The organism is Micromonospora sp. LOL_025 (assembly GCF_048060285.1).
Taxonomy (GTDB): Bacteria; Actinomycetota; Actinomycetes; order Mycobacteriales; family Micromonosporaceae; genus Micromonospora.
Window position 1 is genome coordinate 35862 of sequence record NZ_JBHMIR010000020.1, and the last position, 24294, is coordinate 60155.

At 69.3% G+C, this 24294-nt stretch carries 22 protein-coding genes and 4 tRNA genes; 3 read left to right on the forward strand and 23 right to left on the reverse strand.

All coding sequences use genetic code 11. From position 1 onward, the window contains the following. Positions 1-51: 51 nt before the first annotated feature. The 18 genes from ACFHW0_RS22280 to ACFHW0_RS22365 form a co-directional block, all read right to left on the reverse strand. A complete protein-coding gene (locus ACFHW0_RS22280) occupies positions 52-3939 on the reverse strand; it encodes a DNA-directed RNA polymerase subunit beta' (protein WP_358091973.1) in 3888 nt (1295 codons plus the stop codon). A gap of 83 nt (positions 3940-4022) precedes the next feature. Beyond that, positions 4023-7454: a DNA-directed RNA polymerase subunit beta gene (locus tag ACFHW0_RS22285; RefSeq protein WP_121399894.1), complete on the reverse strand. Its 3432-nt coding sequence runs from the start codon at positions 7452-7454 to the stop codon at positions 4023-4025. 570 nt (positions 7455-8024) lie between these two features. Further along, positions 8025-8414, reverse strand: coding sequence for a 50S ribosomal protein L7/L12 (gene rplL, locus ACFHW0_RS22290; RefSeq protein ID WP_101412803.1), 390 nt, complete (start codon positions 8412-8414; stop codon positions 8025-8027). A gap of 54 nt (positions 8415-8468) precedes the next feature. Beyond that, positions 8469-9014 carry a 50S ribosomal protein L10 gene (gene rplJ / locus ACFHW0_RS22295; protein WP_416610475.1) on the reverse strand — a complete coding sequence of 182 codons (546 nt, stop codon included), beginning with the start codon at positions 9012-9014 and terminating at the stop codon, positions 8469-8471. Between the two features lie 572 nt (positions 9015-9586). Further along, positions 9587-10276 carry a hypothetical protein gene (locus ACFHW0_RS22300; protein WP_416610476.1) on the reverse strand — a complete coding sequence of 230 codons (690 nt, stop codon included), beginning with the start codon at positions 10274-10276 and terminating at the stop codon, positions 9587-9589. Continuing rightward, entirely contained in the window at positions 10273-11127 is an 855-nt protein-coding gene (locus ACFHW0_RS22305; protein WP_416610478.1) for an ATP-binding cassette domain-containing protein, read from the reverse strand. The genes ACFHW0_RS22300 and ACFHW0_RS22305 overlap by 4 nt, the downstream gene beginning before the upstream one ends. Before the next feature lie 76 nt (positions 11128-11203). Beyond that, positions 11204-11920 carry a 50S ribosomal protein L1 gene (rplA, locus tag ACFHW0_RS22310; protein ID WP_121399897.1) on the reverse strand — a complete coding sequence of 239 codons (717 nt, stop codon included), beginning with the start codon at positions 11918-11920 and terminating at the stop codon, positions 11204-11206. An 80-nt stretch (positions 11921-12000) separates the two neighbouring features. After that, positions 12001-12432 carry a 50S ribosomal protein L11 gene (gene rplK / locus ACFHW0_RS22315; protein WP_121399898.1) on the reverse strand — a complete coding sequence of 144 codons (432 nt, stop codon included), beginning with the start codon at positions 12430-12432 and terminating at the stop codon, positions 12001-12003. Positions 12433-12616: 184 nt separating this feature from the next. Further along, positions 12617-13339, reverse strand: a complete 723-nt coding sequence (gene nusG, locus ACFHW0_RS22320) for a transcription termination/antitermination protein NusG (RefSeq protein WP_088998338.1) — start codon at positions 13337-13339, stop codon at positions 12617-12619. 38 nt (positions 13340-13377) lie between these two features. Further along, positions 13378-13770, reverse strand: a complete 393-nt coding sequence (secE, locus tag ACFHW0_RS22325) for a preprotein translocase subunit SecE (RefSeq protein ID WP_121399899.1) — start codon at positions 13768-13770, stop codon at positions 13378-13380. Positions 13771-13983: 213 nt separating this feature from the next. After that, positions 13984-14056 (reverse strand) — tRNA-Trp (locus ACFHW0_RS22330). A 128-nt stretch (positions 14057-14184) separates the two neighbouring features. Beyond that, positions 14185-14577: a MaoC family dehydratase gene (locus tag ACFHW0_RS22335; protein ID WP_132230891.1), complete on the reverse strand. Its 393-nt coding sequence runs from the start codon at positions 14575-14577 to the stop codon at positions 14185-14187. Between the two features lies 1 nt (position 14578). Beyond that, positions 14579-15025 carry a MaoC family dehydratase N-terminal domain-containing protein gene (locus tag ACFHW0_RS22340; RefSeq protein ID WP_121399901.1) on the reverse strand — a complete coding sequence of 149 codons (447 nt, stop codon included), beginning with the start codon at positions 15023-15025 and terminating at the stop codon, positions 14579-14581. A gap of 126 nt (positions 15026-15151) precedes the next feature. Beyond that, positions 15152-15319 carry a 50S ribosomal protein L33 gene (gene rpmG, locus ACFHW0_RS22345; RefSeq protein WP_013288652.1) on the reverse strand — a complete coding sequence of 56 codons (168 nt, stop codon included), beginning with the start codon at positions 15317-15319 and terminating at the stop codon, positions 15152-15154. A 132-nt stretch (positions 15320-15451) separates the two neighbouring features. After that, a tRNA-Met gene (locus tag ACFHW0_RS22350) sits at positions 15452-15524 on the reverse strand. A gap of 25 nt (positions 15525-15549) precedes the next feature. Next, positions 15550-15622, reverse strand: a tRNA-Thr gene (locus ACFHW0_RS22355). 96 nt (positions 15623-15718) lie between these two features. Continuing rightward, the gene (locus ACFHW0_RS22360; RefSeq protein ID WP_416610483.1) at positions 15719-18247 is read right to left on the reverse strand and encodes a putative bifunctional diguanylate cyclase/phosphodiesterase; all 2529 of its coding nucleotides are present in this window, start codon (positions 18245-18247) and stop codon (positions 15719-15721) included. A gap of 50 nt (positions 18248-18297) precedes the next feature. Beyond that, the gene (locus tag ACFHW0_RS22365; protein ID WP_416610485.1) at positions 18298-18441 is read right to left on the reverse strand and encodes a hypothetical protein; all 144 of its coding nucleotides are present in this window, start codon (positions 18439-18441) and stop codon (positions 18298-18300) included. 766 nt (positions 18442-19207) lie between these two features. Between ACFHW0_RS22365 and ACFHW0_RS22370 the strand changes: the two genes are divergently transcribed. Beyond that, on the forward strand, positions 19208-19516 hold the full coding sequence (locus ACFHW0_RS22370; protein WP_416610487.1) for a hypothetical protein: 309 nt from the start codon (positions 19208-19210) through the stop codon (positions 19514-19516). Between the two features lie 247 nt (positions 19517-19763). Here ACFHW0_RS22370 and ACFHW0_RS22375 read toward each other — a convergent pair whose 3' ends face one another. Next, the gene (locus tag ACFHW0_RS22375; protein WP_416610489.1) at positions 19764-19994 is read right to left on the reverse strand and encodes a hypothetical protein; all 231 of its coding nucleotides are present in this window, start codon (positions 19992-19994) and stop codon (positions 19764-19766) included. A gap of 72 nt (positions 19995-20066) precedes the next feature. Between ACFHW0_RS22375 and ACFHW0_RS22380 the strand changes: the two genes are divergently transcribed. Next, positions 20067-20594, forward strand: coding sequence for a PadR family transcriptional regulator (locus tag ACFHW0_RS22380; protein ID WP_416610491.1), 528 nt, complete (start codon positions 20067-20069; stop codon positions 20592-20594). Between the two features lie 190 nt (positions 20595-20784). On the opposite strand, the gene ACFHW0_RS22385 is transcribed toward ACFHW0_RS22380, so the two are convergent. From ACFHW0_RS22385 to ACFHW0_RS22400, 4 genes are all read right to left on the reverse strand, one after another. Further along, the gene (locus tag ACFHW0_RS22385) at positions 20785-21960 is read right to left on the reverse strand and encodes a Fic family protein (RefSeq protein ID WP_416610493.1); all 1176 of its coding nucleotides are present in this window, start codon (positions 21958-21960) and stop codon (positions 20785-20787) included. A 207-nt stretch (positions 21961-22167) separates the two neighbouring features. Then, a complete protein-coding gene (locus ACFHW0_RS22390; protein ID WP_416610495.1) occupies positions 22168-22638 on the reverse strand; it encodes a tyrosine-type recombinase/integrase in 471 nt (156 codons plus the stop codon). Between the two features lie 97 nt (positions 22639-22735). Beyond that, on the reverse strand, positions 22736-23284 hold the full coding sequence (locus tag ACFHW0_RS22395; protein WP_416610497.1) for a TlpA family protein disulfide reductase: 549 nt from the start codon (positions 23282-23284) through the stop codon (positions 22736-22738). Between the two features lie 201 nt (positions 23285-23485). Beyond that, a tRNA-Tyr gene (locus tag ACFHW0_RS22400) sits at positions 23486-23569 on the reverse strand. A gap of 148 nt (positions 23570-23717) precedes the next feature. Between ACFHW0_RS22400 and ACFHW0_RS22405 the strand changes: the two genes are divergently transcribed. After that, a complete protein-coding gene (locus ACFHW0_RS22405; RefSeq protein ID WP_089003198.1) occupies positions 23718-24212 on the forward strand; it encodes a YajQ family cyclic di-GMP-binding protein in 495 nt (164 codons plus the stop codon). Positions 24213-24294 lie beyond the last annotated feature (82 nt).

A 24294-nucleotide genomic window follows, 5' to 3' on the forward strand; every position in this document is an offset into this window, starting at 1 on the left:
GGACACGGCGAGGCCCCCGGCGCGTGCCGGGGGCCTCGTCGATCGTGCTGCCTAGCGGTACGACCCGAAGTCGAAGTCGTCCAGCGGAACCGCCTGGCCGCTGGCCGGCCCGAAGCCGTAGTCGGTCTCCGGGTAGCCGGTCATCGAGTAGACCTTGGCCTTCGCCTCCTCGGTCGGCTCGACCCGGACGTTGCGGTACTTGCTGATGCCCGTACCGGCCGGGATGAGCTTACCGATGATCACGTTCTCCTTGAGGCCGACGAGCGAGTCGCTGCGCGAGTTGATCGCCGCGTCGGTCAGCACCCGGGTGGTCTCCTGGAAGGAGGCCGCCGAGAGCCAGGAGTCGGTGGCCAGCGAGGCCTTGGTGATACCCATCAGCACCGGACGGCCGGCGGCGGGCTCGCCGCCCTCGGAGACGAGTCGGCGGTTCTCCGACTCGAACAGCGCCCGGTCGACCAGCACGCCCGGCAGGAACTCGGTCGAGCCGGAGTCGATGACCGTCACCCGCTTGAGCATCTGGCGGATGATGATCTCGATGTGCTTGTCGTGGATGAGCACACCCTGCGAGCGGTAGACCTCCTGGACCTCACTGGTCAGGTGGACCTGGACCGCCCGCGGACCCATGATCCGCAGCAGCTCGTGCGGGTCGATGGTGCCCTCGGTCAGCTTCTCGCCGACCGCGACGTGACCGCCGTCGTGGGTCCGCAGCCGGACCCGCTTGGAGATCTTGTCGTAGACGATTTCGTCGCTGCCGTCGTCCGGCACCACGATGATCTTCCGGGAGCGCTCGCCGTCCTCGATCCGGATCCGACCCGGGGTGTCGGCGATGGGCGCCTTGCCCTTCGGGACCCGGGCCTCGAAGATCTCCTGCACACGGGGCAGACCCTGGGTGATGTCCTCACCCGCGACACCACCGGTGTGGAAGGTACGCATCGTCAGCTGCGTACCCGGCTCACCGATCGACTGGGCGGCGATGATGCCGACCGCCTCGCCGACGTCCACGGTCTTGCCGGTCGGCAGCGAGCGGCCGTAGCACGCTCCGCAGACGCCCAGCTTCGACTCGCAGGTGAGCACGCTGCGCACCCGGACCGTCTCCACCCCGGCGGCGACGATCTTGTCGACCAGGATCGAGTTGATGTCCTGACCCCGCTCGGCGACGACGACGCCGTCCGGCCCCTTGATGTCGTCGGCCAGCGTCCGCGCGTGCACGCTGGTCTCGGCGTGCTCGTGCACGACCAGCTTGCCGTCGAGCCGCTCGCCGATCTGCATCGGGATGGCGCGGTCGGTGCCGCAGTCCTCCTCGCGGATGATGACGTCCTGCGAGACGTCCACCAGACGACGGGTCAGGTAACCCGAGTCGGCGGTACGCAGGGCGGTGTCCGCGAGACCCTTACGGGCACCGTGCGTGGAGATGAAGTACTCCAGCACGGACAGACCCTCCCGGTAGCTGGCCTTGATCGGCCGCGGGATGATCTCGCCCTTCGGGTTGGCCACCAGACCACGGATCGCCGCGATCTGCCGGAGCTGGAGGAGGTTACCGCGGGCACCCGAGTTGATCATCTTCCACAGCGGGTTCTCCTGCGGCAGGGCGGTGTCCATCTCCTTGGCGACCTCGTTGGTCGCCTTGGTCCAGATCTGGATGAGCTCGCCGCGGCGCTCCTCCGGGGTCATCAGACCGCGCTGGTACTGCTTGTCGATCTGGTCGGCTTCCTTCTCGTACCGCTCCAGGATCTCCCGCTTGCGCGGCGGGGCGATGACGTCCTCCATGCCGATCGTCACGCCGGACCAGGTGGCCCAGTGGAAGCCGGCCTCCTTGAGCCCGTCCAGGGTGGCGGCCAGCGCCACCTTGGGGAAGCGCTCGGCGAGGTCGTTGACGATCGCGGAGAGCTGACCCTTGCGGATCTCGTAGTTCACAAAGCGGTAGCCCTGCGGCAGCGTCTCGTTGAACAGCACCCGGCCGAGGGTCGTCTCCACGGTCAGCGGCTCGCCCTCGACCCAGCCCTCCGGGGCGGTCCACGCCTCGGCGCCGGCACCGTTGTCGACCCCGACCACGCCACGCAGGCGGATCTTCACCGGGGCCTGGAGGTGCAGCTCGCCGTTGTCGTACGCCATCCGCGCCTCGGCGTCCGAGCTGAACGCCCGGCCCTCGCCCTTCTCGCCCGCCGTGAGGTGGGTGAGGTGGTAGAGGCCGATGACCATGTCCTGGGTGGGCATGGTGACGGGCTTGCCGTCGGCCGGCTTGAGGATGTTGTTCGACGACAGCATCAGGATCCGCGCCTCGGCCTGGGCCTCGGCCGACAGCGGCACGTGCACCGCCATCTGGTCACCGTCGAAGTCGGCGTTGAACGCGGTGCAGACCAGCGGGTGGATCTGGATGGCCTTGCCCTCGACGAGCTGCGGCTCGAAGGCCTGGATGCCCAGGCGGTGCAGGGTCGGCGCCCGGTTCAGCAGGACCGGGTGCTCGCCGATGACCTCTTCCAGCACGTCCCACACGACCGGCCGCTGCCGCTCGACCATCCGCTTGGCGGACTTGATGTTCTGCGCGTGGTTGAGGTCGACCAGCCGCTTCATCACGAACGGCTTGAACAGCTCCAGCGCCATCTGCTTGGGCAGGCCGCACTGGTGCAGCTTGAGCTTCGGGCCGACGACGATGACCGAACGGCCGGAGTAGTCGACGCGCTTGCCCAGCAGGTTCTGCCGGAACCGGCCCTGCTTGCCCTTGAGCATGTCGGAAAGCGACTTCAGCGGGCGGTTGCCCGGCCCGGTGACCGGCCGGCCGCGGCGGCCGTTGTCGAACAGCGCGTCGACGGCCTCCTGGAGCATCCGCTTCTCGTTGTTCACGATGATCTCGGGCGCGCCGAGGTCGATCAGCCGCTTGAGGCGGTTGTTCCGGTTGATCACGCGGCGGTACAGGTCGTTCAGGTCGGAGGTCGCGAAGCGGCCACCGTCGAGCTGCACCATCGGGCGCAGGTCCGGCGGGATGACCGGCACGCAGTCGAGCACCATGCCGAGCGGCGAGTTGCGGGTGTTCAGGAACGCCGCGACGACCTTGAGCCGCTTGAGCGCCCGGATCTTCCGCTGGCCCTTGCCGGAGCGGATCGTCTCGCGCAGGTTCTCGGCCTCGGCGTCGAGGTCCATGTTCTGGACCAGCGCCTTGATCGCCTCGGCGCCCATGCCGCCGGTGAAGTACTCGCCGAACCGGTCCCGCAGCTCGCGGTAGAGCAGTTCGTCGGTGACGAGCTGCTTCGGCTCCAGCTTGCGGAAGGTGTCCAGCACCTCGTCCAGGCGGTCGATCTCGCGCTGGGCCCGGTCGCGGATCTGGCGCATCTCGCGCTCTCCGCCCTCCTTGACCTTGCGCCGGACGTCCGCCTTGGCACCCTCGGCCTCCAGCTCGGCCAGGTCGGCCTCGAGCTTGGTGGCCCGCTTCTCGATCTCCGAGTCGCGGCTGTTCTCGGCCTGCCGCTTCTCGGCCAGGATCTCGTTCTCGATGGTCGAGAGGTCACGGTGACGCGACTCGGCGTCCACGCTCGTCACGACGTACGAGGCGAAGTAGATGATCTTTTCGAGGTCCTTGGGGGCGAGGTCCAGCAGGTAGCCCAGCCGGCTCGGCACGCCCTTGAAGTACCAGATGTGGGTCACCGGCGCGGCGAGCTCGATGTGCCCCATCCGCTCACGGCGGACCTTCGACCGGGTCACCTCGACGCCGCAGCGCTCGCAGATGATGCCCTTGAACCGGACCCGCTTGTACTTACCGCAGTAGCACTCCCAGTCCCGCTGCGGACCGAAGATCTTCTCGCAGAAGAGCCCGTCCTTTTCCGGCTTCAGGGTGCGGTAGTTGATCGTCTCAGGCTTCTTGACCTCACCGTGCGACCACTGACGGATGTCGTCGGCGGTGGCGAGGCCGATGCGCAGCTCGTCGAAGAAGTTGACGTCGAGCACTATGTCCCCTATGTCGTCGTCTGTACTGCTAGCTAGTGGGTGGGGTCGGGAGCCGGCGGCGAGCCGGCTCCCGACCGCTCACCTCAGACCTCTTCGACCGAGCTCGGCTCGCGCCGGGACAGGTCGATGCCCAGCTCCTCCGCGGCGCGGAACACCTCGTCGTCGGTCTCGCGCATCTCCAGGGCCACACCGTCGCTGGACAGCACCTCGACGTTGAGGCACAGCGACTGCAGCTCCTTGAGCAGCACCTTGAACGACTCCGGGATGCCCGGCTCCGGGATGTTCTCGCCCTTGACGATGGCCTCGTAGACCTTGACCCGGCCGAGGACGTCGTCGGACTTGATCGTCAACAGCTCCTGCAGGGCGTACGCGGCGCCGTACGCCTGCATCGCCCAGCACTCCATCTCGCCGAAGCGCTGGCCACCGAACTGCGCCTTACCACCCAGCGGCTGCTGCGTGATCATCGAGTACGGACCGGTCGACCGGGCGTGGATCTTGTCGTCGACCAGGTGGTTGAGCTTCAGGATGTAGATGTAGCCGACCGCGATCGGGTCCGGCAGCGGCTCGCCGGAGCGGCCGTCGAACAGCTGCGCCTTGCCGCTGGAACCGATCAGCTGCTTGCCGTCCCGGTTGGGCAGGGTCGACGAGAGCAGGCCGGAGATCTCCTCCTCGCGGGCACCGTCGAAGACCGGCGTGGCCACGTTGGTGTCCGGCTCCGACTCGTGCGCCTCGATGGAGCGCAGCTGGCGCTTCCACTCGGCGTCGTCGCCGTCGACGCTCCACCCCGTCTTCGCCACCCAGCCGAGGTGCGTCTCCAGCACCTGGCCGATGTTCATCCGGGACGGCACACCCAGCGGGTTGAGCACGATGTCGACCGGCGTGCCGTCCTCCAGGAACGGCATGTCCTCGATCGGCAGGATCTTGGAGATGACGCCCTTGTTGCCGTGCCGGCCGGCGAGCTTGTCACCGTCCTGGATCTTCCGCTTCTGGGCGACGTAGACCCGGACCAGCTCGTTGACGCCCGGCGGCAGCTCGTCGCCGTCCTCGCGGGAGAAGGTACGCACACCGATGACCGTGCCGGTCTCGCCGTGCGGCACCTTCAGCGAGGTGTCGCGGACCTCGCGCGCCTTCTCACCGAAGATCGCGCGGAGCAGCCGCTCCTCCGGGGTCAGCTCGGTCTCACCCTTGGGCGTGACCTTGCCGACCAGGATGTCGCCGGGGACGACCTCGGCGCCGATCCGGATGATGCCGCGCTCGTCGAGGTCGGCGAGCATCTCCTCGCTGACGTTCGGGATGTCGCGGGTGATCTCCTCCGGGCCGAGCTTGGTGTCCCGGGCGTCGACCTCGTGCTCCTCGATGTGGATCGAGGTGAGCACGTCCTGCTGCACGAGGCGCTGCGACAGGATGATCGCGTCCTCGTAGTTGTGGCCCTCCCAGCACATGAACGCCACCAGCAGGTTGCGCCCGAGCGCCATCTCGCCCTCGTCGGTGCACGGACCGTCGGCGATGACCTGGCCGGCCTCGACGCGGTCGCCCTCGAAGACGACCGGCTTCTGGTTGACGCAGGAGCCGGCGTTGGAGCGGCGGAACTTGTGCAGCAGGTACGTGCGGCGGTGGCCGTCGTCCTGGTGGATGGTGATGTAGTCGGCGCAGAGGTCCTCGATGACGCCGCCGACCTCGGCGACGACCACGTCACCGGCGTCGACCGCGGCCCGGTACTCCATGCCGGTGCCGACGAGCGGGGACTCGGCCTTGACCAGCGGCACCGCCTGGCGCTGCATGTTCGCGCCCATCAGCGCCCGGTTGGCGTCGTCGTGCTCGAGGAACGGGATCATCGCGGTCGCGACCGAGGTCATCTGCCGCGGCGACACGTCCATGTAGTCGACGGCGCTCGGCACCACGTCCTCGGTCTCGCCGCCCTTACGGCGGCACAGGACCCGGTCCTCGGCGAACGTGCCGTCGGCCTTCAGGGGCGCGTTGGCCTGCGCCTTGACGAACCGGTCCTCCTCGTCCGCGGTCAGGTAGTCGATCTGGTCGGTGACCCGACCGTCGACGACCTTCCGGTACGGCGTCTCGATGAAGCCGAACGGGTTGACCCGGGCGAAGGTGGACAGCGCGCCGATCAGACCGATGTTCGGGCCTTCCGGCGTCTCGATCGGGCACATCCGGCCGTAGTGGGACGGGTGCACGTCGCGGACCTCGAAGCCGGCCCGCTCCCGGGACAGACCACCCGGGCCGAGCGCGCTCAGCCGGCGCCGGTGGGTCAGGCCCGCCAGCGGGTTGGTCTGGTCCATGAACTGGGACAGCTGCGAGGTGCCGAAGAACTCCTTGATCGCCGCCACCACCGGGCGGATGTTGATCAGGGTCTGCGGCGTGATCGCCTCGACGTCCTGGGTGGTCATCCGCTCGCGGACGACCCGCTCCATCCGGGACAGACCGACCCGGACCTGGTTCTGGATCAGCTCACCCACGGTACGCAGGCGCCGGTTGCCGAAGTGGTCGATGTCGTCGGCCTCGTAGCCGTCCTCACCGGCGTGCAGCCGGCAGAGGTACTCCACGGTGGCGACGATGTCGTCCTCGGTCAGGGTGCCGGTCGTGATCGGCACCTCCAGCTCGAGCTTCTTGTTGAACTTGTAACGACCGACCTTGGCGACGTCGTACCGCTTCGGGTTGAAGAAGAGGTTGTCGAGCAGGGTCTGGGCGTTCTCGCGGGTCGGCGGCTCGCCAGGGCGGAGCTTCCGGTAGATGTCGAGCAACGCCTCGTCCGCGCCGGCGATGTGGTCCTTCTCGAGCGTCGTCATCATCAGCTCGGACCAGCCGAACCGCTCGCGGATGCGCTCGGCGGACCAACCGACGGCCTTGAGCAGGACGGTGACGGCCTGCCGGCGCTTGCGGTCGATGCGGACGCCGACCGTGTCGCGCTTGTCGATGTCGAACTCCAGCCAGGCGCCCCGGCTGGGAATGACCTTGACGCTGGTGAGGTCGCGGTCGGAGGTCTTGTCCGGCTGCTTGTCGAAGTAGACGCCCGGGGACCGGACGAGCTGGCTGACGACGACGCGCTCGGTGCCGTTGATGATGAAGGTGCCCTTCGGCGTCATCATCGGGAAGTCACCCATGAACACCGTCTGGCTCTTGATCTCGCCGGTGGTGTTGTTGGTGAACTCCGCGGTCACGAACAGCGGTGCGCAGTAGGTCAGGTCCTTCTCCTTGCACTCCTCGATCGAGGCCTTGACCTCGTCGAAGCGCGGAGCCGAGAAGGAGAGCGACATGGTGCCGGAGAAGTCCTCAATGGGACTGATCTCGTCGAGGATCTCCGCGAGACCCGAGCGTGCGTGCGGGTCGTCCGCCGACCGGCCCTGCCAAGCCTCGTTGCCGACGAGCCAGTCGAAGGACTCGTTCTGGATGGCGAGGAGGTTGGGGACCTCGAGGTGTTCGGTGATCCTGCCGAATGAAACTCGGCGGGGAGCGAATGCGCTCGACGTACGACTGGTCTTCGCAGGGCGGGAAGCTGCCAAGATGCGTCCTTCCGAGGACCGGTGCTGCAGAACGGCTGGTACGCGTGCACTCCAATGACCCCACCAGAAATATCCGTAAACGGACATTTCCGAGCAGGGGTCAAGTCGGAAGGCAGCGCAAACTAGCAGTGTAGCCGAGAGGCTAACCGCTGTCCAGCCCAACCCGCAGGTCGTCGCGGAACGTGCCTCGGGACCCCTGGACCAGGGTCTCACCGGGCCGCTCGGAACGCGACGTTCCTGCCGGGCCGCTCAGGTGCCGCGGCCGATGGTGTCGCCGCTGCCATTACCCAAGTGGTGGCCGTTGCAAGCGCGGAAGGTCTTGCTGTGTCAGCGTGCCTGTCAGCCCGGGGCCGCGTCAAGGCCCGGCATCCGGGTCGCCGCTTCTTTCCCACCGACGGGCTACCCACGGGCCCCGGTCGCCGACCGTTGCGGGGCGCGGACGCCCTGCTCACCGCGCTGTCGCCGGATCCACCAAGACGGCGGGCGGCGATCCAGTGTCGGATCACCGCCCGCCGTGACGCGGTGTGCCCAGGCTCACGGAGCCGGACGCGCGCCTGGTGGTACGTCAGGTCACTTGAGGGTGACCTTGGCGCCCTCGCCCTCGAGCTTGGCCTTGGCCTTGTCCGCGGTCTCCTTGTTGGCCTTCTCCAGGACGGCCTTCGGAGCGGCCTCGACCAGGTCCTTGGCCTCCTTGAGGCCCAGGCCGGTCAGCTCACGCACGACCTTGATGACCTGGATCTTCTTGCCGCCGTCAGCCTCGAGGATGACGTCGAACTCGTCCTTCTCCGGCTCGGCCTCGGCCGCAGCGGCACCGGCACCCGGGCCGGCAACCATCATCGCGGCCGGAGCGGCGGCGGTGACCTCGAAGGTCTCCTCGAACTGCTTCACGAACTCGGAGAGCTCGATCAGCGTCATCTCCTTGAACGCGTCGAGCAGCTCGTCGGTGCTGAGCTTCGCCATGTCTGGCGTCCTTTCCTGAATCTGTTAGGTAAGAACTGGGTGCGCCGCGGGGCCTCAGGCCGCCTCGGCGCCCTCCTTCTCGCGCTTGTCCTGCAGGGCGGCCGCCAGGCGGGCGGTCTTCGACAGCGGGGCCTGGAACAGGGCCGCGGCCTTGCTCAGGTTGCCCTTCATCGCGCCGGCCAGCTTGGCCAGCAGCACCTCACGGGACTCCAGGTCGGCGAGCTTCGTGACCTCGGCCGCGGTAATGGCCCTGCCCTCGAAGACACCGCCCTTGATGACGAGCTTCGGGTTGGCCTTCGCGAAGTCGCGAAGCCCCTTCGCCGCCTCGACGACGTCGCCCGAAACGAAAGTCAGCGCGGTAGGACCGGAGAACATCTCGTCGAGGCCGGAGATGCCAGCGTCGGTCGCGGCACGCTTCGCGAGCGTGTTCTTCGCAACCGTGTAGCTGGTCTCCTTGCCGAGCGAGCGCCGCAGCTGGGTGAGCTGGGAAACCGTCAGACCGCGGTACTCGGTCAGCACCGTGGCGCCCGCGTTGCGGAAGCTCTCGGTCAGCTCAGCGACGGCCGTGGCCTTGTCGGCCCGGATCGGCTTGTCCGCCATGTCCCTCCTCTCTCGTTACTCGAGGCCGGTCACCGTCGTCGGCCGGGGCTTTCGACGGGGGCGCAGGTGCCACGACAACGAGAAAGGCCCCGGCGCAGGGCGCACGGGGCGAGGGCCGGCACACGGACACGGTCGGCGGACCATGCTCAGCACCGATTTTCGCTTACCGCCCTGCGCGGGTCGCCCGTAGTCGCGGGACCTTCGACCGTGCCGGGGCACGGTGACCAGCGGTCTCTGGGTGGAACTTCGCGGCCTAGGTTACGCGAGGCGCCCCGCGACCACCAAATCGCCCCCTGGTGGGCCGGGTCACTCCCCCGTGCCCGGGGAGCCGGAAGGCCCTGACCGCACCGGCGGTCGCGGCACGCCGCCGGTCTCGCCACACCGGGCGCTGGAGCGTTCCGACCGTCGGAGCACCCGGCCGTCTGTGCGCCGCGGCACGTCGCGGCAGTGCCTGGCCGGTCGCGGCAGTGCCCGGCGGTTCGCGGCAGTGCCCGGCGGTTCGCGCCAGTGCTTGCGGTCGCGGCAGTGCCCGGCGGTCGCGGCAGTGCCGGCGGTTGACGCCGGGCGCGGGCTCAGGGCCGGTGGCGCCGCCGCCACAGGTACGCCACAACCGCCGCCGCGCTCCAGGCCGCGGCCCAGGCGGTGAGCAGGCCCACCGTCGACGCGGCCAGGCCGTCGGCGGCGGCCCGCGCGGTCGCCATCACCGGCGGCGCCAGCCACGGCGCCACCGAGCCGCTCAGGCCGAGGACGACCGCGCCGACCCCGCCGAGCGCGAGCACCGCGACGCCGTAGCCGGCGCTGCCCGTGCAGGCGCGGCTGGCCAGCGCCCCGAGCGCCACCGCCGCGGGTACGGCCAGCAGGTGCGCCCACAGCCCGACGGCGATCCCCACCGGCACCGACCGGTCGCCCGGCTCGACCGGGCCGGCGACCCCGCCGACCAGCCACGGGAAGACCAGTGCGACGGCCACCGTGCCGAGCCCGGCCACGCCGGCCGCCAGCAGCCCGGCCAGTCGTTCCCGGCGCACCCCGACGAGCGCCTGGGCCAGCCGGCGCTGCACGTCCGGCTCGACGTCCAGCAGCACCTTGGTCTGCCAGGCGAGCACCGGGAAGAGCACCACCGCCGAGACGCCGTACGCCTCCCCCGGCTGCGCCCGGCCGCCGCCGTAGAGGACGCCGAGTGCCACCAGGCCGGCCAGCAGCGGGGCCAGCGCCCGTCCCGTACGCAGGAAGCCCGCCAGCCGCAGCCGGAGCAGTGCGGTCACCGCGGCCCCCCGGTGGCCCCGCCCGTGGCCTCCGGCGCCCGGGCGACGGGCGGCGCGCCGGGGTCCACGGTCCCCGTCGGCGGCCCCTCGGCGCCCTCCGGGGCGACCGCGCCGGGCCGGGCGGGTCGGCGTACGCGAAGGATCCGGTGCCCCTCGGCGCGCAGCCGGGCGACGGTGCCGTCGACCCGCGCCACCGGGACCGCGACCTCGACCACCGCCAGCTCCGCGTCCGCCGACGGGGCGGCCTCGGTGACCGTGCCGTCCGCCACCGTCCAGCGGCGGGCGCCGGGCAACCGGGCGATCTCGCCCCGGTGGTCGCTGACCAGCACCGACCCGCCCGCCGCCGACACCTCGTCGATCACCTCGGGCACGAGGTCCCGGGTCGCCGCGTCGAGGCCCTCCCACGGCTCGTCGAGCACCAGCAGGCCGGGCGGACGCAGCATCGCCTGGGCCAGGCCGACCTTCTGGGCGGTGCCCTTGGACAACTCCGGCAGGCGGACCCGGCGGAACCCGGACAGGCCCAGCCGGGAGGTCCAGTGGTCGACCGCGTGGCCGACGGCCGCCGGGTCGAGGCCGGCGACACGTCCCATGGCGGTCAGGTAGTGCTCGACGGTGAAGGGCTGGTCGGCCGGGAAGCGCTCCGGGACCCACCCGACGTGCCGGGGTCGACCGGTGACCCGCCCCCGGCTCGGCCGCAGCACCCCGGCCGCCACCTGGAGCAGGGTCGACTTGCCCACGCCGTTGCGGCCGAGGACAACCACGACCTCACCGGGGTCGACCCGCACCGCGGCTTCCCGCAGCACCCACGGGCCCCGCCTCCGGTAGCGCAGCCAGACGTTCTCCAGGCGCACCGGCCGAGCATGCCACAACCGACGCGGAACGGGGCGCCGCCACGATGTGGCGACGCCCCGTCACGGGTACGGATGCTCAGCCCTCGGCCGAGGCCTCCTGCAGGTTCTTCACCACGTTGGGGTCGACCGGGACGCCCGGGCCCATGGTGGTGGTCAGGGTGACCTTCTTGAGGTACTTGCCCTTCGCGGCGGACGGCTTGGCCCGCAGGACCTCGTCGAGGACCGCCGCGTAGTTGTCGATCAGCTGGGTCTCGGAGAACGAGGCCTTGCCGATGATCAGGTGCAGGTTGGAGTGCTTGTCCACCCGGAAGGTGATCTTACCGCCCTTGATGTCCGAGACGGCCTTGGTGACGTCCATGGTCACCGTGCCGGTCTTCGGGTTCGGCATGAGACCGCGCGGGCCCAGGATCCGCGCGATCCGGCCGATCTTGGCCATCTGGTCCGGCGTGGCGATCGCCGCGTCGAAGTCGAGCCAACCGCCCTGGATCCGGGCGACCAGCTCGTCGGTGCCCACCTCGTCCGCACCGGCGGCGGCGGCCTCCTCGGCCTTCGCGCCGGCGGCGAAGACGATCACGCGGGCGGTCTTACCGGTGCCGTGCGGCAGGTTGACCACGCCACGGACCATCTGGTCCGCCTTGCGGGGGTCGACGCCGAGGCGCATGGCGACCTCGACCGTGGCGTCGAACTTGGCGGTGGTCGTGTCCTTGGCCAGCTTCACGGCCTCGGCGGGGGTGTAGAGCTTCGACCGGTCGATGACCTCGGCGGCCTTGCGGTAGCTCTTGCTGCGCTGCATTTTCTGCGTACTCCTGTGGTCTATGGCGGGCCGCGATTCCCGCGCGCCCTCCCACGAACTGGATCTGGCGGTGGCCGAGGTCAGTCGGTGACGTTGAGGCCCATCGACCGGGCGGTGCCGGCGATGATCTTCTCAGCCTGGTCGATGTCGTTGGCGTTGAGGTCGGCCATCTTCTTCTCGGCGATCTCACGCACCTGGGCGCGGCTGACGGAGCCGACCTTCTCCTTGTGCGGGACGCCCGAGCCCTTCTGCACGCCGGCGGCCTTGATCAGCAGCCGGGCGGCGGGCGGGGTCTTCAGCACGAAGGTGAAGCTCCGGTCCTCGTAGACGCTGATCTCGGCGGGGACGATGTCGCCCCGCTGGGACTCGGTCTGCGCGTTGTAGGACTTGCAGAACTCCATGATGTTCACGCCGTGCTGGCCGAGCGCGGGGCCGACCGGCGGCGCCGGAGTGGCCTGGCCCGCCGGCAGCTGAAGCGTGAAAGTCTTGACGAGCTTCTTCTTCGGAGGCATGTCTCTTCCTGGGGCTTGAAACTGGGAAAGGTGCCGGCCGCAGGCGCGCACGGTCAGCGCGATGCGACAGCGGCGACGTTCTAGAATAGCGCAGCGTCCCGCCGCCGCCTGCGCCGAGGTCGGGCGGGGGGGCGGAACAGGTACGCCGGCGGCGGGCCGCGGCCCACCGCCGGCGCTCCCGACGTCAGATCTTGGCGACCTGGTTGAAGTTCAGCTCCACCGGCGTCTCGCGACCGAAGATCGACACCAGCACCTTGAGCTTCTGCTGGTCGGCGTTGATCTCACTGATCGTCGCCGGCAGCGAGGCGAAGGCGCCGTCGGTGACGGTGACCGAGTCGCCGACCTCGAAGTCGAGGACCTTGATCTCGGGCTTGGCCTTCTTCTGCTCGGTCTCGACGGCCGGCGCCAGCCACTTCAGCACCTCGTCGAGGGAGAGCGGGGCCGGGCGGTCGGCCCGGTCCGTCGCGCCCACGAAGCCGGTGACGCCCGGCGTGTTGCGCACGCAGGAGTAGGACTCGGCGGTCAGCTCCATCCGGACCAGGATGTAGCCCGGGAAGACCTTGGCCTGGATCTGCGACCGTTTCCCGTTCTTGACCTCCACCTCTTCCCGGGTCGGCACCTCGACCTGGTAGATGTAGTCCTCCATGTCGAGGCTCGTGATCCGGGTCTCGAGGTTGGTCTTGACCTTGTTCTCGTAGCCGGCGTACGAGTGCACCACGTACCAGTCGCCCGGCGCGTAGCGCAGCTTCTGCCGCAGCTCGGCGACCGGGTCGTAGTCCTCGTCCGGCGCGGGCTCGGTGGTGGGGAACTCCGGCTCGCTGGCGGCCTCGACCGACTCGTCACCAGCCGCCGTCGCCACCGTGGACTGCTCGTCCGTGGTCTCGGCGGTCTCGTCGTACTCAGGCACGCTCGCTCACTTCCGTCACTATCGGCTCAGTCGGCCGGTCAGCTGGGGTTGCCGAAGACCCACAGCACGCCCTTCGCGAAGGCGAAGTCAAGGCCGGCCACGATCGTCAGCATCACCGCGACGAAGGCGACCACCACGGCCGTGTAGGTCAGCAGCTCCTTGCGGGTCGGCCAGATGACCTTACGCAGTTCGGCCACGACCTCGCGGATGAATCGGGCGATGCGGCCGAACAGGCCCACCCGATCGGTTTCCGCCTTGGTCTTCGGTCGGCTGTCCGCCGAATCCGCCTTCGCCCGCGAGCGCGTCGCGGTGCCGCCGCGGGATACCGGCTCCTCGGCGTCGGTGGCGTCGTCGTCGGCCACGTCGTCGACGACCTCGTCGTGCAGACGGTCGTCGCCGGCGTCCTCGCCGCGCCGCTTCTTGTCGGCCACTTCGCCCTCCGTCGCGGGATGTCGGGTCGCACGCTGTCGGGCGTGCGCGGCGCTTGGTCACGCCGGCCGGACCAACCGTCCCGCGACGGGCCGCGGCCGGCGGATCAGCCGGGAGGGCCCGAATGCCTCGGAGCCACCCCGCCGATGCCACCACCACGGGCCGGACGCCGCCGTACGGCGGCGCGACCCACGGGAACGGTCAGGCCTGAGGCGCAGGGGTGACAGGACTTGAACCTGCAGCCTGCGGTTTTGGAGACCGCTGCTCTGCCAATTGAGCTACACCCCTGTGCGGCAATGCTCGCCCCACCCGGTCATGCACGACCGTGCAGGGGTTACTTGCCCCACGGCGGACCAGTGTACGGGTAGCGGCACCACTTTCCCAACCGGTCTGCCCCTCGCGCGTCGGGAGCCTGGTCAGCGGGCCGTCCGGACGGTCGCCCGCGCCTGCGAGAGCACCTTCTCGCCCCGGCAGACGGCGGTCACGTCGAGCCTGGTCAGCCCGTCCTCGGTGACCTCCCGGACCACGGCCGTGACCTCGATCTCGGTGCCCTCGTCGTCGTCCGGGACGACCACCGGCCGGGTGAAGCGGACGTTGTAGTCGACGATCGCGTCGGGCGCCCCGGCCCACTCCGCCACCGCGCGACCGACCAGCGCCATGGTGAACATGCCGTGGGCGATCACGCCCGGCAGACCCACCTTCGTGGCGGTCCGGTCGTTCCAGTGGATCGGGTTGAAGTCCCCCGAGGCGCCGGCGTAGCGGACCAGGTCCGCGCGCGTCACCCGGAACGTCCTGGCTGGCAGCTCCATCTCAGCCCTCCCCGCGTACGACGAGCTTCGACCAGACGGTCACGACCGGCTCGCCGGCCGGGGTGGCCACCTCGGTGCGGGTGGTCAGGAAGCCGTGCCCGCCACGGCTGCTGACGTCGTCGATGACGCTGACGCAGACCAGCTCGTCCCCCGCCACCACCGGCCGGGTGTAGGCGAAGCGCTGGTCGCCGTGGACGACGCGGCTGTAGTCGACGCCTAGGGCCGGGTCGTCGATGATCTGCTGGTTGGCCGCCATCGTGAGCACGATGGGGAAGGTCGGCGGGGCGACCACGTCCGGGTGGCCGAGCGCACGGGCGGCCTCCGGGTCGTGGTGGGCCGGATCGGCGGCGCCGATCGCCGTGGCGAACTCGCGGATCTTTTCTCGGCCCACCTGGTAGGGGGCGGTCGGCGGATACGTCCGGCCGACGAAGGACGGGTCCAGGGACATGCCGCGAACCTACACGCAAACGCCGATCGCCGATCCGTACGGTCGGCGGCGGCCGGAGCCGCGCCGCCCCTACGGACCGGCGATCGGGAAGTGCCTGAGGACCGAGCCGGCGGTGCCGGCCGTGGGTCAGCGGGTCTCGCGGTGGACCGTGTGCTTGCCGTCCCGCGGGCAGAACTTCTTCAGCTCGATGCGGTCGGGGTCGTTACGACGGTTCTTGCGCGTGATGTAGTTGCGCTCCTTGCACTCCACACACGCCAAAGTGATCTTCGGCCGGACATCGGTCGCCTTCGCCACGGCGGAGTGCCTTCCTCGCTACGGGTAACAACTACGGCGCATCAGCCTACGCGCTGACGGCGCGGACATGCAAAGTGGGCGCCAGTGGCGCCCATCCCACCGACCGCCGGGAGCTGGCCCGGTGGACGAGAGTAGCGGTGGCCGGACTTGAACCGGCGACACAGCGATTATGAGCCGCTTGCTCTACCATCTGAGCTACACCGCCGTGGCGGGTCCAGCCGGACCCTCTGAGCCCCCTTACGGAATCGAACCGTAGACCTTCTCCTTACCATGGAGACGCTCTGCCGACTGAGCTAAGGGGGCCTGCGCGATCTCCCCGGGGGGTGACGCGCAGGGGATACATTACACGGCCCTGCGGCGGAGATGAAATCGGATCCCCCACAGGGGCGTTTCCGCAGGTCAGGGCACGGCCCGCAGCCGGGGCAGCTCCCCCGGGGAGATCGTCTCCGGGTCCACCTGGGCGCCGAACCAGGCCTCCAGCCGCTCGTACGGCAGCGGGCGGCTGAACAGGAAGCCCTGGCCGATCTCGCAGCCGATGTCCTGGAGCAGCTCCAGGGTCAGCTCGCTCTCCACGCCCTCGGCGACCACGGCCAGGCCGAACTGCTGGGAGAGCGTGACGACCGCGTTGACGATCGCCAGGTCGCCCGGGTCCGTCGCCATGCCCTGCACGAAGGAGCGGTCGACCTTCACCTCGTGCACCGGCAGGCGGCGCAGGTGGGCCAGGGACGAGTCGCCGGTGCCGAAGTCGTCCACCGACAGCCGTACGCCGAGGTCCCGCAGTCGCCGCAGGGTCGGGATGGGCCGGTCGGTGCCGTCCAGCACCCCGGCCTCCTTGATCTCCAGCGTGAGCAGTTGCGCCGGCACGCCGTACTCGTCGAGCAGCTCCTTGACGCGGGCCGGGAAGTGCTGGTCGGTGAGCGTACGCGCGGAGAGGTTGACCGCGACGGCGAGCGGCTGGCCGGCGTGCGTCCAGTCCCGGCTGCGCCGCAGCCCCTCGCGGAGCACGAACTCGGTGAACCGGCCGAGCTGGCCGGTGTGCTCGGCCACCGCGACGAAGTCCTCCGGGGCGACCGTGCCGTGCGCCGGGTGCTCCCAGCGGGCCAGGCACTCCACGCCGACCAGCCGGCGGTCGCGCAGCGTCACCTTGGGCTGGAAGTAGACCTCCAGCTCGTCGGCGTCCAGCGCGCGGCGCAGGTCGCCGGCGAGGCCGAGCCTGCGCAGCGACCGCGACTCCAGCGTCGGGCTGAACAGCTGCACGCTGCCCGGCACGGACTTGGCCGCCGTCGCCGCCAGGTCAACCCGCTGCAACAGGGAGACCGCGTCGCTGCCGTGGTCGGGATACACGGCGACCCCGACCGCCGTGTCCACGTCGAGGGTGAGCGCGTCGAAGACCATCTCGTCGCGGATCTGCTCGCGCAGCTGCGCGGCCAACTCCATCGCCGTTTCGGCACTCTCCAGGCGCAGCGTCACCAGGAACTCGTCCCCACCGGCCCGCCCGACCAGGGCCGACGAGGGTACGCAGGAACGCAGCCGGTTCGCGACCTCCACCAGGACCTTGTCGCCGGCGGCGTGCCCGAGCGACTCGTTGACCTGGCGCAGCCGGTCGACGTCGAACAGCAGCAGGGCCACCACCTCGCCGGGCGCCCGGATCTTGACGGCCTCCTCCAACGCGCCCGTGATCCGCCGCCGGTTGGGCAGCCTGGTCAGCGCGTCGTGGCTGGCGTCGTGCCGGAGCCGGTCGACCAGCCGCGAGTTCTCCAACGCCACCGCCGCGTGCGCCGCCACCGTCTCGAAGAGAGGCACGTCGGTACGGACGAAGTAGTTGCTGTCCCCCAGCCGGTTGGCCACCTCCAGCGTCCCGATGACCGCCTGACCGGACCGCAGTGGCAGGACGATCACGTCCTTGACCCGGTGCGTCGAGAGCGGGGCGCGCAGGTCACCGTCGGTCGTCAGTCCCCGGCCGACGGCCACGGTGCGGCCCTCGTCCCGGGCCCGTTCCCGCAGGGCGGCCGGGGTCTTGGCGAAGTCGAGCAGACCGGGGGCGTCGTTGCGCGCGGTCAGCAGCACCTCGGGGTGCCTGCCCTGCGCGGGCAGCCAGAGCGTGGCGTACTCCGCCTGCATGAGCGCCCGCACGCGGCCCAGGAGGGCGTCGGGCAGGGTGCCGTACTCGCCGCTCTCGCTGACCGCGCGGCTCAGCTCGTACATGTCGGTGAGGGTGCGGTGCTGCCGGAAGAACTGCGCGTACGCCCGGTAGACGAGCGCCAGCGCGACGAGCAGGGCCCCCAGCAGCAGCAGCGACCACCAGGTGGTGGCGATGAGAATGAGGACGATCATGCCGCTGGCGATATTGATCATCGCCGCCAGGAGCGCGGGCGGCGACTGCCGCAGCGTGCCCCGGCCCGCCTGCCAGCCCTGCAACAGCGTGTGCACGCCGGCGACCGAGACGATGCTCAGCAGGTTCACCATGCTGGCCGCGAAGAACAGCTTCAGCCAGGTGCCCGGCCCGACGCCGTGGACGGGCGGCAGCGCCTGGAGCACGAGCACGGCCAGCGACGAGCCCGCGGCCGCCCGGGCCACGTTGAACCAGAACTTCGTGGCGCCGAACCGGTGCCGGATGTGGGTCACGGCCGACGCGACCGTGTAGATCACGACGACCGTGAGTGGCTCGACGAGGTAGAACGCCAGGACCAGTGGAATCTCGGTCAGGGTCACGCCGAGGGACTGCCGCCGGACGGTGAAGTTCAGCACCGGGAGCCCGGCACCCACCATGGCCACGAAGAGTGGCACCGCGAGCGACCACTCCCCGAACGGCTGTGGCGCCACCAGCCCGACCGCCGTCGTGCAGACGATGGCGATCAGGGCCAACGGCCCGGTGATCAGCCATGCGTATTCAGTCGAGCGGGGGCCGGTGCGGCCACGACCCGCCATGCCGTGCCCCCTTACCGGCCCGCCGGTTCACGTCATCGAGCGGTGGTTGGTCAGCGAGGCGCGGGCATGTTCCAGATGACGTCGGCGGTCTGGAGGTCTCCGGTGTCCAAGAGGTCACCGCCCAGGGCGACGCTCGCGAGAGCGGCGAGTGCGAAAAGCGAGCCAAGCAGCCGGCCCAGCCTTCGACCAGACATGTTTGCTCCTGTCGGGGAAGTGTCACGGGGATGGTGGAGGTTCCACGATCGTGCCACAAGGCAGGTACCCAGAAAAGCGGTGCGCGTACCGCCGGACCGAGCGTCGGCGACGTTCCGCCGTTCGGCCCAGGGGCCGCCCCGACCGAGCCCTGATCACGGGGGCTGAGTGGGCACCGTGCACTTCGCACATTGCGGATTGCGACCTTCCACGCAATTGGGGGAAGGTCCGGGAGTCCGGGCGTACCCACCTTCACCGTGGGTGACCCCCTGCGCAGGAGGAGGTTCGACCGGACATCGACCACCATACTCGTTCTGCGCCAGCACGCCAGGGTTGAGACGACGGACCGACAGAGCTTCTCCGCGAGCCCGCGCCGACGCCGGGTCCGACGCCGGTGGCGACCGCGCCCCGACGAGCGGCTCATCCTCCGGTCGAACTCGCGGCCGTACGCCTCGTGGGCCGCTGCCGACCCGGGGCCGGCGGTCCGGCGCGACGCTGCGGTGCGGCACGGCACGGCACCGCCGCCGGCATCGGCGGCGAAGGCAGCCGATGCCGGCGTTGTCAGGCCCACCATTCCGGGCGATGCGGACCCTTCATGAAGCGGGTCCAGGCTCGATCGACTGAGGAGACCGGGTCTCGAAGGCCGCGATGGCGTACGGATGGCAGCGGGACCGGGGGCGCTCCGGCACGGTGGAGCCCAGCGAGGATCAGGGTCCCGCGGTGCTTCCCGCCGACTGAGATCCGACAACCACAGCGGAGGGGGGCCGGATGGAGACGTGGCGTGTCCTGGCGGCAGTCGTCACGGGCCCGGCGGTGAGCCTCGTAGGCGTCGCCCTGGCCACCAACTTCCGCGGCGTGACGGAGTGGCACGTGCGGCGGTCGATGTCCACCGCGAGTGCGCTGCGGCGGGTTCCCCCTTGGCGGTGGCTACCAGAAGTCCCGCACGAGGAGCGTCTTGCCCGCTTCGTCCTGCTGGAACGGGTGATTGGCGTGGCCTTCGCAGTGCTCGGCGTCATGATCTTGGTGACCGTCGGCCACAGCATCTTGACCGGCCAGCCGATGCGTACGGTGAAGTAGCCCCCGCCGCGATCAGTCCTTGACCTCCATTGGAGCAACGGGACGGCAGCAGGTGAGCCCTCGTGGGCTGCTATCTGCCGCAGGCTGAGCACCGCTCGTGCACCGGTACCGCCGGAGTATCGGCCGTCGCGCGGGAACGTGCGCGGATCGCGAGCGCCGCAGCCAGAGGCGTCGCGCCCGTGATGAAGACGGCGACGGCGGTCGGCGGCGGCCCAGAAGCCAGCGAGAGCGATCGCGGTGAGGTAGCTCAGAACAGCGGCGAGGCGTACGCCGGGGATGAGGTCGGCAACGCCGGCAGCGCGCAGGCGCTCATGGCCACCCCCAGCCAGGACGTCCACCACGTCGAGGATCGATGGCCAGCGGCGGTCGGGTCCGGCCAGGTCGAGGTACGTACCCACGATCTCGCCGCCCGTGCCCGGCGGTAGCCGGCGGGGTACGCCCGCAGCAGTTGCCGGTAACGGCGTTCCAGCTCCCTCACGCCAGTCCTCCCAAGGCACGCGGGGTGATGGGCCGGGCGGCGGGCGCCTTCGTAGCCGATACATTCCGAGTCGTGGACACACCGCTGCGGGAACCGACCTTCTGGATCCTGGCCGCTCTCGCCGGCCCACCGCCGCACGGCTACGGGATCATCAGGACAGCGGCTACCGTGTCCGAGGGCCGGCTGTCCATGCGGCCTGGCACCTTGTACGGCGCGCCTGATCGGTTGGCGGAGGCGGGCCTCATCGAGGTCGACCGAGCGGAGGTCGTCGGCGGCCGCCTGCGCCGCTACTACCGCCTCTCCGCCACCGGAAATGCCACCCTCGCCGGTGCGGCCGACCGCCTGCGGCGCAACGTGGAGGCGGCGACCGCCAGCCGGAGCAACCTGGCCATTCGACCGCGGAACGGCCATAGCCGGGCGTTGGGTGTGCGTCAATCGCGCCTTGACGGCGTTGCCACAGGAGCCCTCAGCGGCAAGATCGACCGTCCACAACCAGTCATGATCCGCTGGACTGAGCCGGACTCGGCCGGGCAGACGACAACGGCCCCCGATCAGCATTCCTGCTGGTCAGGGGCCGTTGGTGCTCCTGGTGGCGGGTAGAGGATTCGAACCTCTGTAGCTTTCGCAACGGATTTACAGGGCACCCGCGATCATGGCAGCGCCTACACCCGTGACCTGGTGTTTCAGTCCCTCAAGCGGGGGCCGTCCGGTCTACCGCCCACCATCTGCCCACGCCCACGGGTTCCCGTTCCGTCAGTCGCCCCTTGGCCGCGGCCACACGTTCCGGTGTCTATCGAGCATCGATGATGCGGAGTACGTCCTTAGCGGCGAAGACGCGAGCGTAACGTCGCCCAGTCCGCTCCTGCAGGATCCCCAGGCCTTCCAGCCGACGGATGGCGGTGTTCACGGCTGGATAGGAGACGCCGTACATCTGGGAGGCAGTCGTCGGGGTGATCATCGGGTAGCCGATCAGATCTTCCACGATCCGGGCGGCCACTCCACGTACATTCGCCTCCCTGAGTCGCTCAAGCGCATGCTCCTTCCAATCGAGAAGGGCATCGATGCGCTCAACGGCCAGAACGGCCTGCGCTCGTACCGCCTCTGAGAAGAATCGGATCCATGGATCGAAGCTGCCCGTCATGCTGATGCGCAGGAGATGGTCCTGATACTCACGCCGCCGCACCTCAAGCCATGGCGAGATGTTCAGAACGGGCACTCGCAGCTCACCCTCTGCGGCCAACTGAAGCACGCAGACCAGTCGCCCAAGCCGACCGTTTCCGTCATTGAACGGATGTAACGTCTCAAACTGGTAGTGGCCGAGCGCCATCTTCACGATCAGCGGGAAGTCGTCCTTGGCGTTGATCCAGGCCTCCCACGCCTCAAAACCCGCCGTCAGCTGGTCCCCCGGCGGCGGAGGGACAAAACGAGCCTCCTTGACCCGACCGGCGCTGAGACCGATGAAGACCTGGATGCTCCTAACATCGCCAGCGTCGGCCGTGTCGCCGCGGGTTCCCCTCACGAGAACCTTCTGAAGCTGCCGAAGCATGCCGATGGTGATCGGCCGTTCCTTGATCCACTCATACGCCATCTCTGCGGCGCGGACGTAGTTCACGACCTCAGCGACTGGCGCTGAGACCTCACCCGCCTCCAGGAAGTCAGCCTCAAGCACGTCATCCAAAGCGGCGTACGTGCCCTCAAGGGCGGAGGTGCTGACAGCCTCGCGCCGGATCGCTGGCCTGGCCAGGAGCATGGGATTGGGAAGCCGGATCGCCGCCTGATCAAGCCTCGCGACCGCAGCCGTCGCCATAGTCAGGTCTCGGAACGTCTCCTGCTGAAGGTCAACCCGGCTGGGCAAGGGGTTCGGCAGGAACGCCTTGTGATCGTAGGGCTCGTCGTACCGAGCGTCATGTCCGTTGATCGGCACCAGGACACCAGCGGGAGACGAAGCGAACGCCTCAAGATCCACGGTTTGTAAGCCATCCTCTGAAAACTTTAATTCCAGCGCTGTAATTCAAAGTCTAGCTCTGCATCCGAGGCAGATCTAAAGCACCTGGCCCCAAACTTACATTTGGAACCTCGGTTTGTAACTACGGAGCGCTAGCACGACACCCACAGTCGCGCAGGTTCAGCTACTCTACGTGTCCACCGCTGGGTTGAAAGTCCTAGCTTCTACTCATCCGAGCGCGTCGCCGATCTTGTCGTTCATGGTGTCGTCTCCCCCGTCGATGCAGTCGGCGTACACGCGGAGCAGGACGGCGACGCCGTGGCCCAGGCGTCGGGCGACCTCGGTCGGCGGGACGCCGGCATTCAGCCAGAGCGAGGCCGCCGCGTGCCGCAGGTCGTAGGGACGGCGTACGAGGGGCGGAGCGACCTGCGATTCAGTCAGTGCCTTCTCGCGGGCGAGCTTCCACCACCGGTCGTACACCGACTCGGAGAGCGGCCCGCCGTGCAGGCCACGGAAGAACCGACCATCCGGCCCGACGCCGTGATTCTCGACGTGCGCGCACAGCAGTTCGACGAGCCGAGGCGGGATCGGGACCGTGCGGGTTTCCTGCCGGCCCCGGTGCTTGAGGCCGCGTCGCTCGTGCGATCCGCCGTCATCGGTCCAGTGCGACCCGGCGCGCGGAGCCGTCCCGGCGAGCACCAGGCGACCCCACCGATATTCGATCTTCTCGTGATCGCAGGACGCCGAGCCTGGCCCGCTCCGCGGTATGGGGTCGGCGGTAGACGGGGTGGCAGCGTTAGTTGCGCTCGGTGGCGAGCTGCGCCACGACTTGTTCCAGCTCCGACTGGACAACGGCTCTGCGAATCACCACGGCGATACGCCCTTTGCGATCGAGGATCACGGTTGCGGGGATCGTGTTGGGCGGTAGATCACGGAATTGCAGCGCCACCCGACCAGGTGGATCGAACAAGCTGGGATAGGTCACCCTTCCCTGGGCAAACGCGCTCGCGGCGTCCTTGCCGTCACGGGTGTTGATCCCAAGGAACGCCACTCCAGCCTCGCGAGTGGCCCGGTACACCGCTTCCAAGTCGTCAGTCTCAGCCCGGCACGGCGCGCACCACGAGGCCCAGAAGTTGGCAACGACAACGTTCCCTCTCAGGGGTGCCCAATCGAAGCGCGACCCGTCGAGCAGCGTGCCGACTAACTCCGGGCCAGGGAGACGCTCCTGAACCGGAAACTCGACCCTTGGCAGGGTGGCGTCGCCGCGGTCGACGGCTTGACCGCACCCGACGGCTGTTGTGGCCAACATGGCCATCGTTCCGATGATCACGGTTCGACGGTGCATCGGTACCTCTGTCTGCTGACGCGCTAGCACTCTCCATGTCCTGGCAGGCCCTTTGCCATCCTACGGCCGCCACAAGATCAAGCGTTCCCGCCATGTTCCCGCAGACGCCGGTCTAGCGCCGGATCGAGCTGGACTCTGCTGGACTGAACGAGAACGGCCCCGTGAGCGCGTTTCCGCAGCTCGCGGGGCCGTTCGTGCACCTGGTGGCGGGTAGAGGATTCGAACCTCTGTAGCTTTCGCGACGGATTTACAGTCCGCTCCCATTGGCCGCTCGGGCAACCCGCCAGGGCACCCCACCGCGTCGTAACGCGGCAGCGGAAGCAAGGATAGCGGCTGCCCCCGGCATCGGCGCAACCGGGTACCGTCAGGGGGTCGTACCGCTGGTCAGCGGGGGACGAAGGACCACAGACCGCCGGACAGCAGGAGCATGAGCATGGCAGCGAACCCGTCGTTCGACATCGTGAGCAAGGTCGACCGCCAGGAGGTCGACAACGCTCTCCGCCAGGCGGAGAAGGAGCTCGCGACGCGGTTCGACTTCCGGGGCACCGGCGCCGAGATCTCCTGGTCGGGCGAGGAGGCCATCAGCCTCCAGGCGGAGACCGAGGAGCGGGTGCGGGCGGCGCTGGAGGTCTTCAAGGAGAAGGTCATCAAGCGGAACATCTCGCTGAAGTCGCTGGACGCCGGCGACCCCCGGTCGTCGGGCAAGATCTTCAAGATCGACTGCAAGGTGATCCAGGGCATCGACTCGGACAAGGCCAAGGCGATCAGCAAGAAGATCCGCGACGAGGGCCCGAAGGGCGTCCAGGCCCAGATCCAGGGCGACCAGCTTCGGGTCACCGGCAAGAAGAGGGACGACCTCCAGGCCGTCATCGCGCTACTCAAGGGCGAGGACTTCGGCGTCGCCCTCCAGTTCACCAACTACCGCTGACGGGTTCCCGGTCGGCCCTGCCGCGACAGGGCCGACCGGACGAGCGGGGCACCGCGATCGACGCCGAGGCCTGATCGGCCCG